Annotated in this window: 12 protein-coding genes; 7 read left to right on the plus strand and 5 right to left on the minus strand. The window is 57.2% G+C overall.

What is annotated here, in order from left to right; all coding sequences use genetic code 11:
- Genes betB through betI form a run of 3 tightly spaced genes read right to left on the minus strand, consistent with a single transcriptional unit; the run spans position 1 to position 3,587 of the window.
- Positions 1–1,452, minus strand: coding sequence for a betaine-aldehyde dehydrogenase (gene betB / locus DHN10_RS10375; protein ID WP_108815267.1), 1,452 nt, complete (start codon positions 1,450–1,452; stop codon positions 1–3).
- Between the two features lie 45 nt (positions 1,453–1,497).
- Positions 1,498–3,006, minus strand: a complete 1,509-nt coding sequence (betC, locus tag DHN10_RS10380) for a choline-sulfatase (protein WP_108815268.1) — start codon at positions 3,004–3,006, stop codon at positions 1,498–1,500.
- Complete coding sequence (gene betI, locus DHN10_RS10385; RefSeq protein WP_199910661.1) at positions 3,003–3,587, minus strand: choline-binding transcriptional repressor BetI; 585 nt, start codon at positions 3,585–3,587, stop codon at positions 3,003–3,005. The genes betC and betI overlap by 4 nt, the downstream gene beginning before the upstream one ends.
- An 81-nt stretch (positions 3,588–3,668) precedes the next feature.
- On the opposite strand from betI, the gene choX reads away from it, so the two are divergent.
- A complete protein-coding gene (choX, locus tag DHN10_RS10390) occupies positions 3,669–4,592 on the plus strand; it encodes a choline ABC transporter substrate-binding protein (RefSeq protein WP_108815269.1) in 924 nt (307 codons plus the stop codon).
- A 40-nt stretch (positions 4,593–4,632) separates the two neighbouring features.
- Here choX and DHN10_RS10395 read toward each other — a convergent pair whose 3' ends face one another.
- Positions 4,633–5,658, minus strand: a complete 1,026-nt coding sequence (locus DHN10_RS10395; protein ID WP_108815270.1) for a heme-binding protein — start codon at positions 5,656–5,658, stop codon at positions 4,633–4,635.
- A gap of 139 nt (positions 5,659–5,797) precedes the next feature.
- Here DHN10_RS10395 and choW point away from each other — a divergent pair, with 139 nt between their 5' ends.
- Genes choW through choV form a run of 3 tightly spaced genes read left to right on the plus strand, consistent with a single transcriptional unit; the run spans position 5,798 to position 8,054 of the window.
- Positions 5,798–6,631, plus strand: a complete 834-nt coding sequence (gene choW, locus DHN10_RS10400) for a choline ABC transporter permease subunit (RefSeq protein ID WP_108815271.1) — start codon at positions 5,798–5,800, stop codon at positions 6,629–6,631.
- A 5-nt stretch (positions 6,632–6,636) separates the two neighbouring features.
- Entirely contained in the window at positions 6,637–7,044 is a 408-nt protein-coding gene (locus tag DHN10_RS10405; RefSeq protein ID WP_199910675.1) for a GFA family protein, read from the plus strand.
- Positions 7,041–8,054, plus strand: coding sequence for a choline ABC transporter ATP-binding protein (gene choV / locus DHN10_RS10410; RefSeq protein ID WP_108815273.1), 1,014 nt, complete (start codon positions 7,041–7,043; stop codon positions 8,052–8,054). Before DHN10_RS10405 ends, choV begins: the two co-directional genes overlap by 4 nt.
- On the opposite strand, the gene DHN10_RS10415 is transcribed toward choV, so the two are convergent.
- Positions 8,051–8,953: a DMT family transporter gene (locus tag DHN10_RS10415; RefSeq protein WP_108815274.1), complete on the minus strand. Its 903-nt coding sequence runs from the start codon at positions 8,951–8,953 to the stop codon at positions 8,051–8,053. The genes choV and DHN10_RS10415 overlap by 4 nt on opposite strands.
- 84 nt (positions 8,954–9,037) lie before the next feature.
- On the opposite strand from DHN10_RS10415, the gene DHN10_RS10420 reads away from it, so the two are divergent.
- From DHN10_RS10420 to DHN10_RS10430, 3 genes are read left to right on the plus strand one after another with little or no spacing between them, the layout of a single operon-like run.
- Positions 9,038–9,853: a TIGR00282 family metallophosphoesterase gene (locus DHN10_RS10420; RefSeq protein ID WP_108815683.1), complete on the plus strand. Its 816-nt coding sequence runs from the start codon at positions 9,038–9,040 to the stop codon at positions 9,851–9,853.
- Entirely contained in the window at positions 9,850–10,770 is a 921-nt protein-coding gene (locus DHN10_RS10425) for a DMT family transporter (protein ID WP_108815275.1), read from the plus strand. Before DHN10_RS10420 ends, DHN10_RS10425 begins: the two co-directional genes overlap by 4 nt.
- On the plus strand, positions 10,763–12,544 hold the full coding sequence (locus tag DHN10_RS10430) for an SLC13 family permease (RefSeq protein WP_108815276.1): 1,782 nt from the start codon (positions 10,763–10,765) through the stop codon (positions 12,542–12,544). Before DHN10_RS10425 ends, DHN10_RS10430 begins: the two co-directional genes overlap by 8 nt.
- Positions 12,545–12,613 lie beyond the last annotated feature (69 nt).

Genomic DNA, 12,613 nt, shown 5'->3' on the forward strand with positions numbered 1-12,613 from the left:
TTAAAACGGTGCCTCCAGATCGCCCATGCGGACGTAGACGCCTTTGATTTGGCTGTAATGCTCAATGGCCGCCTTCGAGTTTTCGCGGCCCACGCCGGATTGCTTTGTGCCGCCGAAGGGCGCCTCAACCGGGGCGTCGTTATAAGTGTTGATATAGCAGGTACCTGCCTCAAACCCGGCGGCCACCCGGTGGGCGCGGGTCAGGTCGGCGGTGAAAACACCCGCAGCAAGGCCAAAATCGGTTGCATTGGCGCGCCGCAAGACGTCTTCCTCTGTTTCGAAATCCAGAACCGACATGACCGGGCCGAATATCTCATCGGTGGCGATAGTCATATCGTCACTGACATCTGCAAAAACAGTAGGTTCCAGATAGAACCCCGGCTTATCCACGCGATTGCCGCCAGTGACGAGGCGCGCGCCTTCTTCTTGACCTTTGGTGATAAAGCCTTCGACAATATCGCGCTGGCGCTCGGACACCATCGGGCCAAAGTTCACATCAGGGTCTTGCGGGTCGCCCATTTTAACGCCTTTCAGGCGTTCGGTCAGCCGTGCCAGAAATGCTTCTTTGATCCCCGCCTGCACGAACACGCGTGTCCCGTTAGAGCAAACTTGACCGGAGGAATAGAAATTCCCCAGGATTGCGCCAGAAACTGCGTTCTCCAGATCAGCATCGTCAAAGATTACCAAGGGGGATTTACCGCCCAGTTCCATGGTGACATGGCGGACGCCTTCAGCCGCAGCTGCATAGACCTTTTTGCCTGTCGGGACAGAGCCGGTGAGCGAAACTTTGTCCACGCGCGGGTCGGTAATGAGCGATGCACCAACGGCGCCGTAACCTTGGATCACGTTGTAGACGCCTGCAGGTGCGCCCGCCTCGATCATGATCTCGGCCACTTTGAGCGCGCAAAGCGGTGTGGTCTCGGAGGGCTTGAACACCATCGTGTTACCACAAGCCAATGCAGGCGCGCCTTTCCAGCAGGCGATTTGCGTGGGGTAGTTCCACGCGCCGATGCCGACACAAACGCCCAACGGCTCGCGACGGGTATAAACGAAGTCATCGCCCAGTTGGATATGCTCACCGGTGATGGCGGCGGCCAGCCCGCCGAAATACTCCAGCGCATCCGCCCCGGATGTGGCGTCAGCCACGCTGGTTTCCTGATAAGGTTTGCCGGTGTCGAAGGTTTCGAGGACAGACAAATCGTGGTTGCGCGCGCGCATGATATCAGCAGCGCGGCGCAGAACACGGCCGCGCTCTGTGCCTGTCCACCCGGCCCATTCCTTTTGGGCGGCTTTGGCGGCGGCCACGGCCTGATCGACGATAGCGGGTGTCGCGGCATGCAAAGCGGCGATCACCTCGCCCGTGGCAGGATAAATCACTGGGATTTCTTCGCCTGCTTTATCTTCGACGTAAGCGCCGTTGATAAAGTGGCTAGCGGTAGGTTGTGTTGACATGGCGGGATGCCTCCGGCGGAAGTTTGATTGGATATAGAAAAGGGTTTATTCGTCTCGTGGATAGCGCTGGTTTTCCTCAAGCACATTGAGGTCCATGTGGTTGCGCATGTAGCGTTCGGATGCTTTTTGCAGTGGCTGGTAGTCCCATGGGAAGTAGCTGCCGTTTCTGAGCGCTTCGTAAACGACCCAACGGCAGGCTTGGGATTGACGCACGGCGGCGTCGAATTGAGCGAGGTCCCAGCGCGCTTCGGATTTCGCGCGCAGTTGGGTGACTGTACCTTGGTGGGCTGGGTCTTCGGCAAGGTTTTTGAGTTCGTGCGGGTCGGCATCCAGATCGAAAAGTTGATCCGGGTCGCGTGCGCAGCGGGTGTATTTCCATTTGCCATAGCGCAAGCAGACCAGCGGGGCATAGCTACCCTCGGCGGCGTATTCCATGGCGACTGGCGTGTCGCGTGTGCCGCCTTGGCCCAGATGCATCAGGCTTTCACCTGTCGTCCATGGCATGACCTCGGACATGTCGATACCAGCCAGATCACAGAGCGTGGGCGTGACGTCGATGTTGCTGACGGGTGTGGCATTCAGCCCCGGTGTCATGTCGGGACCGGCAATCATCAGCGGCACCCGCGCCGACCCTTCGAAGAAGGACATCTTGAACCACAGGCCCCGTTCGCCCAGCATATCACCGTGGTCTGAGACGAAGAGGATCGTGGCCTCTTGCCGTGTGTCTGCCAGCGTTTGCAGCACCTCACCAATTTTGTCGTCGAGGTAGGAGATATTGGCGAAATAGGCGCGGCGGGCGCGTTTGATATGTTCTTCGGTGATGTTAAAGTTATCGCGGTCATTGGCGTCAAGGATGCGTTGAGAGTGGGCGTCCTGATCCTCATATGGGATCGGGCCGACTTCGGGCATCAGATGCGCGCAGTCTTCATATAAATCCCAGTATTTCTTGCGCGCCACGTATGGATCATGCGGATGCGTGAAGCTGACTGTCAGGCACCATGGCCGGTCGTCATGCCCGCGTGAAAGGTCATAGAGTTTGCGGGTCGCATGATAGCAAACTTCGTCATCATACTCCATCTGGTTGGTAATTTCGGCCACGCCTGCGCCAGTCACCGACCCCATGTTGTGATACCACCAATCGATGCGCTCACCGGGTTTGCGATAGTCAGGTGTCCAGCCGAAATCAGGCGGGTAGATGTCCGTGGTTAGCCGCTCCTCAAACCCGTGCATCTGATCGGGGCCGACGAAGTGCATTTTACCGGACAAACATGTCTGATAGCCCGCCCGTCGCAGATGGTGTGCATAGGTGGGGATAGAGGATGCGAATTCGGCCGCATTGTCATAGACGCCAGTGCGCGATGGCAGCAGGCCCGACATGAATGACGCACGGCCCGGCGCACAGAGCGGGGATGCGGTGTAGCTGTTGGCGAAACGAGTGGAGCGTGCGGCGAGTTTCTTTAGGTTTGGCGCGTGTAGCCAATCGGCCGGTCCATCTGGAAATAAGGTCCCGTTTAGCTGGTCGACCATGATGATCAGGATGTTTGGCTTTGTCATTGCGAACGCCCTCCAAGCTCGATGTTGAGCAGCGCCAGTACATGCGCCGTTGCATCCGACAGCTCGGCGCGGCTCCGCGACAACCCCTGATGCAGATACAGCCCATCAATCAGCCCCGCGAGCCGGGCGGCAGTACCGGGCGCGTGGTCGCCCACAAGAGGGCGCAGGTCATGCATCAAATTGCTGTGCAGCCGCCGCTGATAAATCCGCAGCAGACGATGCGCATCGGTCGAAGTTTGGGCCAGCACGTAGAAATTCAACCAAGCGGCAATCACCTCTGGCTGGAAGTTGGACGAAGAAAATCCCGCACGGATCACCGCTTCAAGCCGCGCGCGATGGCCAGTGGCACCTTTCAGTGCGGTGCGGACCTCGGCGGCATAGATGGCTAGTGTATGGCGCATGGCGGCGAGAAAAATCTGATCCTTGCCGCCAAAGTAATGATGCGCCAACGCTGACGACATGCCGGCGCGTTTGGCGATATTGCTGACCGTCACATCCAGATTGCCCACGGCCCCGATTTCATCAATCGTTGCTTTAACAAGTGCGGCGCGACGGATAGGTTCCATCCCAAGCTTGGGCATCTGTTTCTCTTTCGGTTGACCTCAGCACTTAAATTGTTCTTTATTGACTCGTCAATCAAGAAAAAACACTGGGAGACCGAAATGAAACTGAAATCAACCCTATCCGTGCTGGCCATCTGTGCCGCCGCACCAGCGCTGGCCGATTGCGACAGCGTGACATTTTCTGATGTGGGCTGGACCGACATCACCGCGACAACCGCAGCCACAACAGTGGTACTTGAGGCACTGGGCTATGAAACCGATATCAAAATCCTGTCGGTTCCGGTGACCTACATCTCATTGGCCGAAGGTGACGTTGACATCTTCCTTGGCAACTGGATGCCCACAATGGAAGGCGACATCGCCCCTTACCGTGAGGCAGGTACTGTCGATACCGTCCGTGCCAACCTTGAAGGCGCGAAATACACATTGGCCGTAAACCAAGCCGCCGCTGATATGGGCATCACGAATTTTGCCGACATTGCGGCGAAGGCAGACGCGCTGGATGGCAAAATTTACGGCATTGAGCCGGGTAACGACGGCAACCGCCTGATCATGGATATGATTGCCGATGGTGCGTTTGGCCTTGATGATTTTGAGGTCGTTGAAAGCTCTGAGCAGGGCATGCTGGCGCAGGTTGATCGCGCTTCTGGCCGGGACGAGCCAATTATCTTCCTTGGATGGGAACCTCACCCGATGAACGCAAACTTTGAGATGTCATATCTTGAAGGTGGCGACGATTGGTTTGGCCCCAACCTGGGCGGTGCAACCGTGTTCACAAACACCTCCGCAGGCTACGCTGAAAGCTGCCCGAATGTGGGTGCATTGCTGAACAACCTGGAATTCTCGCTCGCGATGGAAAACGAGATCATGGGTGCGATCCTCAATGACGGAGAAGACCCTGCGGATGCTGCGACAGCATGGCTGTCAGCAAACCCCGATGCATTCATGGGCTGGCTCGACGGTGTAACCACCAAGGATGGTGGCGATGCTGTTGCGGCGGTGAAAGCCTCACTCGATATGTAATACCTCTGGCGCGCGCGACGGGTCGCGCGCGCCAAACGCCCTAACTCATGGGCGTCGGCATCTGCGCTTTCTGCGCGTCGGCTTTGCCGGTCTTTTGCATCACATTGATCGATACATGCGGCCAGCGGATGATGTCACCTGCAGGGTTTTCAAAGAAATCAAGCAAGATGAACTGGCTGTAAGCGATCAACAGATCAGGATCTTCATCGGTGCCGGTATCCATTTCCATGATCCAGAAAGTCGATTGCATCTCGGCCGCGTTCGCCTGACGGACGATGAATGGGATGTTGCGAATGCCCGCCTCGTCCAAAGTTGTGTCGAGATGCAGCACTGTTGTCCGTTTCACATTCTGCGGCAGGAACTGCAAAAGCGCGTTCGGGTTCACAGGGTTGAAACCGGGGAAACCTGCGCCCTCCACTCCTTTGAAAGCATTGTCAAAGAAGTGTTTGTAAGGTGCCAAATAAGGGTGGTTGATATCGGGCGGCGCATTCAACGGCAGGCCGCTGATATCCGGAATGACCGGCGGGCCATCGATAATTTCTGATTTTCCCAGTGCGAGCGCGGCATCTCCATGCGGCACCGTCGCTAGACGCGCCACATCAAGACCTTGGGTGGTAAAGTTGGTCATGTGCAAAAACAAACCCGGTTCGTGGTGGATCGCAAGGTCTGGATCCCCCGCAAGCCCACTTGCCGGATTATCGTCGGCGGCGATCTGTTTGATCATTTGCTCATAGTCCAAAGTGACCACCAGTTGATCGGTATTGATGTCGGGCAGATCACCCCGCTGCGGCCCACGGTTGACCCCGCGATTGGGCACGCCTTTGTCGACCAGTGTGAACTTCAGCTCTTCATTGTACTGGTTCATCAGCAAACGGTAGTCCAGCGGACCGTCATCGCTGATGAATGGCAGAGCGATCATGTTCCACCCTCGGCCCTTGAAATTTTCCGTATTCTTCCAGGTGCCGGGTAGATGTTTGAGAGGACCAAGATCCTCATCCCCGGCGGTTGCGACATCGACATAGCGTGCATTTGCGCGATAGCGCTGATCAAAATCTTGCGAGACCATTCTAATGCTCCTCGTTACAATAATTTTTGTTTAAAAGACGTCAAAGGCCGATAATTGGCCGCACCAAGTATAGCATAAAGGCGCAGACTTTCCTATCGTCCCACAAGGTAGGGTATTCCCGTACAAAGAAGGGAGCAGCATGGACTGGCTCACAGAGAACAAGATCCCCGTAGGGGATTGGGCGGAAACCATTTTTGACTGGATGAATGACAGTCTGGGTTTCTTTTTTGATTGGCTCTCAGACACGATGGAAGCACTGATCGATGGCATCCTCTGGATTCTGGAAACCCCGCATCCGTTCTTTGTAATCGCCGCATTTGCGGCGCTGACCTGGGCGGTGCAACGCACATGGAAGACGCCATTGTTTGTGGTGCTGGGTTTTCTTTTCATCCTCAATCAGGACTATTGGGAAGAGACGATGCAGTCGCTTACGCTGGTCCTGTCAGCTTGTGTTGTCTGCATGGGAATTGGTGTGCCGATTGGCATCGCTGCTGCCCACCGCCCGCGCCTTTATCGTGCAATGGTGCCGGTGCTCGACCTGATGCAGACGCTGCCAACCTTCGTCTATCTGATCCCAGCCATCGTATTCTTTGGCATCGGCATGGTGCCAGGGCTGATCGCCACCGTGATCTTTGTGCTGCCTGCGCCGATCCGCCTGACACATCTTGGCGTGTCATCCACCCCAACCCCATTGCTGGAAGCCGCCCAAGCCTTTGGCGCCACCAAACGACAGGTGCTTTTCAAGGTTGAACTGCCCTCTGCCCTGCCCCAGATCATGGCCGGCTTGAACCAGACAATCATGCTGTCGCTGTCGATGGTCGTCATTGCCGCCTTGGTTGGCGCAAGCGGGCTTGGCGTGCCGGTGATCCGGGCGTTGAACACGGTGAATACATCTCTGGGGTTCGAAAGCGGCTTTGTCATTGTCGTCGTGGCAATCATGCTCGACCGGATGCTGCGGGTGAAACAGAAATGACTGTAATGCAAGGAAGCTGCCATTGCGGCACAGTGCAATTCTCCGTGAAACTGTCGAAAGGGATTGCATCGGCACGCCGCTGCGATTGTTCGCTTTGCGCACGCAGGGGGGCTGTTGCGGTTTCGGCCACCAAGGGCGACATTACCTATGCGGCCGGGCGGGATAATCTGACCCTTTACCAATTCAACACCAAGACCGCTGAACACTATTTCTGTAAGACTTGCGGAATTTACACGCATCACCGGCGCCGGTCCAATCCCGATGAGATTGGTATCAACCTTGCCTGCCTTGAGGGGCAAACGCCATTCCTGCCAGAGGTCCTTGTCCATGATGGTCAGAACCATCCCACCGACATAGGCAAAAACCTTGATGCTGGTGTCCTGCGCTTTGAACCACTGGAGGGCGCAGAATGAACGCCGTTGAATTCGACAATGTCTCAATCGTGTTTGGCAACAAACCTCAGACCGCCCTGCCCTTGATGGATGAAGGGTTGGAACGCCCAGAAATCCGCGAAAGGACTGATCAGATTTTGGGCGTGCATAACTGTTCGCTGAACGTCGAGGTCGGCGAAATCCTTGTTCTCATGGGTCTGTCTGGGTCTGGCAAATCGACGCTGCTGCGTGCGGTCAACGGGTTGAACCCGGTCATTCGAGGGGAAGTCCGCATCAACGACGGCGATTGGTCATGTAGCGTTGGCAAAAGCTCTGCCGCGGACCTGCGCCGGGTGCGCCGCGAATGCGTGTCGATGGTGTTTCAGCAGTTTGGATTGCTGCCATGGCGGACCGTGCGCGACAATGTGGGCCTTGGTCTGGAACTGGCGGGCATGGACAATGCGGCGCGGATCAAACGTGTAGATCAGGAACTGGAAATGGTCGGCCTTGATGATCGCGCCGATGCGCTGGTGGGCGAGTTGTCAGGAGGGATGCAACAGCGCGTGGGCCTTGCACGCGCCTTTGCCACCGATGCGCCGATCCTGCTGATGGATGAGCCGTTTTCGGCCCTCGATCCGCTGATCCGCACGCGCTTGCAGGATGAATTATTGGAACTGCAAAAGGAACGCGGGCGCACGATTATCTTTGTCAGTCACGATCTGGATGAGGCGTTCAAACTGGGCAATCGCATCGCAATCATGGAGGGCGGACGCATCGTCCAATGCGGCACCCCGCGCGAGATTTTCAGCAATCCGGTTAATGAATATGTCGCTGATTTCGTGGCCCATATGAACCCGCTTGGTGTGCTGACCGCCCGTGATGTGATGACCGAAGGCAGTGCCGATGGCGCATCAATTGACGTGGAAACACCGGTGCAGGACATCATGCATCAGATTGACAGCGGCGCGTTGCAGGTGACCGAAAACGGCCAGCCTGTTGGCAAGGTTACGCAAGCGTCATTGATTGCGCGGCTGACGCCGGGATCAGACTAAACCTTTGTGGCCGACACAACAGGGGTAATGGCGCGCCGTGCCACAGCTTCGCGCCATGTGATAAAGCTCACTGATGCCATAATCACGGCCCCACCGAAGATCACCCAGCCGTCGACGGCTTCGCCAAATACAACTGCGCCCAATAAGACCGCCCAGACCAATTGCAGGAAGGTGACTGGCTGTGTGACAGTCAGGGGTGCAGCCGCAAAGGCAAGCGTCATAGAGTAATGCCCTGCCGTTGCAAAACAGGCGACCAGAAACAGCCAACCCAATTGCGGTAGGGTGGGTGTAACCCACACCGCCCACGCAAAAGGTGCCAGGCCAACTGTGACCGTAATCGACAACATGCCTACAACAACCGGCGCCGACACCTCGCCTGATAACTGCTTGGCAATCAGATAACCTGCGGCAAAGCAAACGGCAGTGGCCAGCATGGCGACATGCCCTATTTCGACCTCTTTCACCCCCGGACGCAGGATGATCATCGCGCCAATCAACGCCATGATCACCGCGGCCAAGCGGCGCGGTGGCAGGCGCTCTCCCAAGAACAGCGCGGCGCCGAGTGAGACATAGACAGGCGAAAGGTAGTTCATCGCGGTGACTTCGGCGATGGGGATCCGCGCCATGGCAAAAAACCACAAAATGACGGCCAATGTGTGGACCAACCCCCGTGCCCAAAACAGCTTTTTCTGGCGGGTCGTCAGATGTGCGGCCAAGATCGGTTTGATCATCGGGATCAGAAAGACCAGCCCCAGCACATAACGCAGAAACGCCGCCTGTGCCGCTGGCACATCATCACCCACGTGTTTCACCACTGCGGTGACGGCTACAAACATCACACCTGTGACCAGCATCCAGAAGATGCCAGCGACGGGGCGGGAATGCTGCGCGGGTTTCATATGCCATGGGTCGCACCAAGGTCAGCTGATAGCAAGTACAGAAACCGCTGGATGAACGCCGCCTCACCCCGTAACACAGGGGGTATGAAAATACTCTTTCTTGGCGATGTCATGGGGCGGTCCGGTCGGGCCGCTGTCACCACCCACCTGCCCCGGCTGCGCGACGCGTGGAAGCTCGACTTTGTGGTGGTCAACGGCGAAAACGCGACCTCTGGCATGGGCCTTTCGGGTGATCACGCCAAGCTTTTGCTGGACGCAGGTGCGGACGTTGTCACCCTTGGTGATCATGCATTTGATCAAAAGGACATGATGAGCTTCATCGCGTCAGAGCCACGGATTATCCGCCCTCTCAACTATTCCAAAGCCGCCCCCGGTGTGGGAGCGCGCATTTTTACCGCCCCCGGCGGGCGCAAGGTGCTGGTGGCACAGGTCCTTGGGCAGGTCTTCATGAAACGCCCCTTTGATGATCCGTTCTCGGCCTTGGATGGCTTACTCAGGCAGTATCCGATGGGGGGGCAGGTCCATGCCAGCCTGATCGATATCCACTGTGAAGCAACGTCGGAAAAGATGGCAACGGGCCATTTCTGCGATGGGCGCGCCAGCATTGTTGTCGGCACCCATACCCATGTGCCCACGGCGGATGCGATGATCTTGCCCGGTGGGACGGCCTACCTTAGCGATGCGGGCATGTGCGGCGACTACAACTCTGTGATTGGTATGGATAAGGCCGAACCAATGCGCCGCTTTGTAACCGGCATGCCCAAGGCCCGGTTCACACCGGCCAATGAGGAGGCAACGCTTTCTGGCCTTTATGTGGAAACCGACGACCGCACCGGCAAGGCCACGCGGATTGAAATGGTGCGCCAAGGCGGGCGATTGGCGCAGGCCGGACCTGCATGAACACTGAGCGGCGGTACCTGACGGGGCTTTTGTTGCTCTTGGGATGCGGCTGGGGCCTGACGCAGCCATTGACCAAAATCACTGTGACGGCGGGGTATCAGCCCTTGGGCCTTGTGTTCTGGCAGTTGTTGATCGGTGCCGTTCTTTTGGGCGCATTGCGCTGGCGGATGGTAGGGCGGGTCCCAATCAACGCCAAAACCCTGGCAATCTGGCTGATGATTGCGTCTATCGGCACGATCATTCCCAACTCCACCAGCTACCGAGCTGCATTTCATCTGCCGTCTGGCATCATGTCCATTGTCATTGCAACCGTGCCTATGATGGCCTTTCCCATCGCACTAGCGCTGCGCAATGACCAGTTTTCACTGCGCCGTCTGGCCGGGTTGGCGTTGGGCCTGCTTGGGGTCGGGCTGATCGCTTTGCCAGAGGCCAGTTTGCCAGAACGCGCAATGATCGCTGTCTTGCCTTTGGCACTGATCGCGCCGTTTTGTTATGCTTGCGAAGGCAATATCGTCGCCAAATGGGGCACGGCGGGGCTTGATCCTATTCAGGTTCTTTTCGGCGCATCGGTGATCGGCACGGCCATCGCCTTTCCACTCGCCGTCAGCTCGGGCCATTTCTTTGTACCTTCGGCACCATTCATCGTCGCCGATTTCACCATGGTGCTGAGCGCTGTCATCCATGTGCTAGTCTACGCAGGCTACGTCTGGCTGATCGGGCGTACAGGCGCTGTTTTCGCGGGCCAAGTCGCCTATATCGTGACCGGCTCTGGTGTGCTCTGGGCGATGCCGCTTCTGGGCGAAAGCTATAGTCTTTGGGTATGGCTGGCCTTGGTTTTCATGGCCTTAGGCCTGATGTTGGTACAACCGCGACTTGCCGATGATCCGGCCTTGAGAGACACTCCTGCCCATGGATGATCTATTCCAACTGACCCAAACGCAAAGTGCAGTGCTGACAATGGTGGTAGTGGTCGCCATGTTCCTGATGTTCCTGCGCGAGGTTTTCCCAACCGAAGTGGTGGCTATGGTTGGGGTTTCTGTTTTGTTGGCTACGGGCGTGCTGCCTTATGAGGACGCGGTTACCGCCCTTGCCAACCCCGCCCCTTGGACGATTGCGGCGATGTTCATCATCGTGGGTGCCTTGGTGCGCACAGGCGCGCTGAATGCCATGACCCAGATTGCCGAACGGCAGGCCAAGGTCAGCCCGGCACGCGCCATTGGTGGTGGGTTGCTGTTTGTGGCAGTGGCCAGTGCCATCATGAATAACACGCCTTTGGTCGTGGTCATGATCCCGGTTTTTGTGCAACTGGCGCGCACCTTGGGTACCTCGGCGTCAAAACTGCTGATCCCGCTAAGTTACGCCGCCATCGTCGGTGGCACGATGACGTTGCTCGGCACTTCGACCAACCTTCTGGTTGATGGGGTAGCGCGCGCATCTGGCATGCGCCCGTTTGGCATTCTTGAGATTTTCCCGATTGGCATTGTCGTTGTCCTTTGGACCTTTACCTATCTTTATTTCATGGCCCCCCGCCTGCTGCCCGACCGGCAAAGCATGGCGACGATGCTGTCTGATCGTTCAAAGAAAAAGTTCTTTTCCGAGGCCGTGATCCCCCCCGACAGCAACCTGATCGGGCGTGAAGTGACAGGCGTGCAACTGTTCAAACGCGACGGTGTGCGCCTGATTGATGTGGTGCGTGGCGATACATCACTGCGGCGCAATCTGAGCGGCGTTGTGTTGCAAGTTGGCGACCGGGTGGTGCTGCGCACGGAGATGACCGAGCTTTTGTCGTTGCAGGGAAACAAAGAATTGCGCCGTGTTGATCAGCTTTCGGCGGTCGAGACCACAACCGTAGAAGTGTTGATCACTCCAAACTGCAAAATGGTCAGCCGGCGGCTTGGCTCGCTCCGGCTGCGCCGCCGTTACGCCGTTTATCCGCTTGCCGTACACAGGCGCGATGCCAATATCAGCAAGCAGATCGAAGATGTGATTGTGCGGGTTGGGGACACTTTGCTGCTAGAGGGTGCGCCGCAGGATATTCAACGGCTGGCCGAAGATATGAACCTCGGCGATGTGTCGGCCTTGTCGCAGCGGGCGTTCCGGCGCAACCGCGCGCCAGTGGCATTGGGGGTGTTGCTGGGTGTTGTTGTGCTTGCGGCCCTTGGCGTAGCACCGATTTTGATGCTGGCGATGATTGGCGTGACGCTGGTTTTGGTTACCGGATGCATCGACGCGGATGAGGCGTTTTCCTTTGTCGATGGGCGGTTATTGGCGTTGATCTTTGCCATGCTGGGGGTCGGGTCGGCTTTGCAATCATCAGGTGCCGTTGGGATGATCGCCGACACGCTGTCGCCTGTGATGCTGGTGTTGCCGCCCTTCTTTATCGTGCTGTCAGTCTATCTGCTGTCCAGCATTCTGACGGAACTGGTGTCCAACAATGCGGTTGCCGTGGTCATGACACCTATCGCCATCGGGTTGGCTGCGGCCTTGGGTGTGGACCCGCGCCCGTTGGTCGTGGCAGTGATGATTGCGGCCAGTGCCAGCTTTGCCACGCCAATCGGATATCAGACCAACACCCTTGTCTTCGGGCCCGGCGGATACAAGTTTACGGATTTTCTGAAATTCGGCATCCCGCTGAACCTGTCGCTGGCACCAATCGTTTCCTTTGTGATCCCCTTCATCTGGCCGCTCTAGGCGGGGTTGCGGGCCAGTGGCCCGATGCCCTATAGAAGCTGAGATTTTCAGCGCGACAGACGAGGTTTC

The sequence above is a fragment of the Loktanella sp. Alg231-35 genome (genome assembly GCF_900143545.1).
Taxonomy (GTDB): domain Bacteria; phylum Pseudomonadota; class Alphaproteobacteria; order Rhodobacterales; family Rhodobacteraceae; genus Yoonia.

What these genes read in the sequence shown, in the direction of transcription:
- DHN10_RS10420 (WP_108815683.1), top strand. Translation starts at nt 9,038, where the DNA reads ATGAAAATACTCTTTCTTGGCGATGTCATGGGGCGGTCCGGTCGGGCC.
- choX (WP_108815269.1), top strand. Translation starts at nt 3,669, where the DNA reads ATGAAACTGAAATCAACCCTATCCGTGCTGGCCATCTGTGCCGCCGCA.
- choV (WP_108815273.1), top strand. Translation starts at nt 7,041, where the DNA reads ATGAACGCCGTTGAATTCGACAATGTCTCAATCGTGTTTGGCAACAAA.
- DHN10_RS10425 (WP_108815275.1), top strand. Translation starts at nt 9,850, where the DNA reads ATGAACACTGAGCGGCGGTACCTGACGGGGCTTTTGTTGCTCTTGGGA.
- choW (WP_108815271.1), top strand. Translation starts at nt 5,798, where the DNA reads ATGGACTGGCTCACAGAGAACAAGATCCCCGTAGGGGATTGGGCGGAA.
- betC (WP_108815268.1), bottom strand. Translation starts at nt 3,006, where the DNA reads ATGACAAAGCCAAACATCCTGATCATCATGGTCGACCAGCTAAACGGG.
- betB (WP_108815267.1), bottom strand. Translation starts at nt 1,452, where the DNA reads ATGTCAACACAACCTACCGCTAGCCACTTTATCAACGGCGCTTACGTC.
- DHN10_RS10430 (WP_108815276.1), top strand. Translation starts at nt 10,763, where the DNA reads ATGGATGATCTATTCCAACTGACCCAAACGCAAAGTGCAGTGCTGACA.
- betI (WP_199910661.1), bottom strand. Translation starts at nt 3,587, where the DNA reads ATGCCCAAGCTTGGGATGGAACCTATCCGTCGCGCCGCACTTGTTAAA.
- DHN10_RS10405 (WP_199910675.1), top strand. Translation starts at nt 6,637, where the DNA reads ATGCAAGGAAGCTGCCATTGCGGCACAGTGCAATTCTCCGTGAAACTG.
- DHN10_RS10415 (WP_108815274.1), bottom strand. Translation starts at nt 8,953, where the DNA reads ATGAAACCCGCGCAGCATTCCCGCCCCGTCGCTGGCATCTTCTGGATG.
- DHN10_RS10395 (WP_108815270.1), bottom strand. Translation starts at nt 5,658, where the DNA reads ATGGTCTCGCAAGATTTTGATCAGCGCTATCGCGCAAATGCACGCTAT.